Raw genomic sequence first — 1,448 nt, 5'->3', positions numbered from 1 at the left:
TCTTCTGTAACGCTTGCTGCACGTAGCCTTCTGCCAAAGGTGTGCTTTAAGTCGTGAATCCTGATCGATCTGAACCCGGGGTGCGCGGGTGTCCGGTGGTCCTTCTCCCACTTGTCTGCTGCGCGCACTCTGGCTTTCTTCCATGCTGAATCATTCATCCGATGCATGGCCGTGGGCCCGAATTGATCTGGCTGTCCATAGGGGAACACCAGCTCCCTATGTAGGCCGCGCTGGCCATCAATGATGGACATCGCTACTTTGTTCAGAATCACCAGGCGTTCATCGCCGTTCTTCACTCCAGCCTTGGCGCTTCGTCCACCAAACCCGGCCGGTATCAGAAACACGCTGGTACTGAGCTCAGGCACCCGTATCTCCCAATCCCACCGCAACTTGCAAACCTCCTGTTCCCGGCATCCGGTATTGACCTTGTAGAGGGCCATCCTCAACAGGTGATCCGGCAGTTCGGCAAAAAGCATGGATTGCTCTTCCCAGGACAGCGGGTAAGGTTTCCGGCTGGACTTCTTTTCCTCCATCATCGATATCATCGGCACGCTATCAAGCCACGGCCTCTTTTCTGCATCCCGCCACTTGCGATGGCAAAGGTTCAAGATTCTGACGACTCGTTGCAGGGCGATGTTCACCGTCCTGTTCGATACCCCCGGCTTAACCTTGCCCTGCGCCGTCTTGGTCGGCTTCTGGCGGTCACGCACAAACGGCGCCAGGGTTCCGTCATCGATGTGCGTGATCGGCAGATCGCCGATATACGGGTCCTCGAGTAGCTCGGCTTCCGCGTCTTCGCCGGCATCCAGGCGCTTGCGTACCGCGGCGTTATGCTCGCGGATTTCCTTAAGCTTGGCGGCGATGGCGCGCTTGTCTGGCGAGAACACGGTCTTCGTGTCGAGGAAGTCGTACGGGATGTCGTTTTCCTTGTCGACGATCACCTTCTCTGGCGCCAAGGCCAGGGTGATGGTGAACAGCGGCCGCTTAATCGACTTGATGTCGGCGGCCTCCATGTTGCGGCGCAGATACTCGTCGAGCTTGCCGACGGTGTTCTTTCTGATGCGCTTCAGCTCATTCAGGCGATCGACTTCTTTGTCGATGGCGTCAATGTCGCCCTGGATGTTGCGGCACAACATGACGACGTTCTCGGCCTTCACTTCGAATTCGCCCTGGATGCCATCCATGGTGTCCTGAATGGCTTGGCGCAATCCTTCGTCGTCGGTATCCACCAGGGCCGCGAGCTCGGCCATCTGACCGGTCAAGGCGTAGACTCATGCCGGCAATCAAATTGTTTGCCTTCAAAAAGCTGCGCCAATCGGAGCTGCTGTACTGGCTACCTTGGTCGGAATGAACCATCACCTCTTGCTTCGGTTTACGCCTCCAAACCGCTATCAACAACGCATCAATAGCCAGATCACTGGTCATCTGCGACTTCATTGACCAGCCAA

General features: G+C 56.8%; 1 protein-coding gene and 1 pseudogene. Both read right to left on the bottom strand.

What is annotated here, in order from left to right; all coding sequences use genetic code 11:
• Positions 1–1,262, bottom strand: a 1,262-nt coding sequence (locus tag BLX41_RS37360) for a siphovirus Gp157 family protein (protein ID WP_404942775.1), incomplete at its 3' end; no start/stop codon positions are given.
• Position 1,263: 1 nt separating this feature from the next.
• Positions 1,264–1,448, bottom strand: a pseudogene (locus BLX41_RS15940) (DDE-type integrase/transposase/recombinase); the annotation flags it as partial.

Origin of the sequence: Pseudomonas protegens, from assembly GCF_003732485.1 — a bacterium.
In the GTDB taxonomy this organism is placed as follows: Bacteria; Pseudomonadota; Gammaproteobacteria; order Pseudomonadales; family Pseudomonadaceae; genus Aquipseudomonas; species Aquipseudomonas protegens_B.
This window is presented reverse-complemented; position numbering and strand designations above follow the sequence as displayed.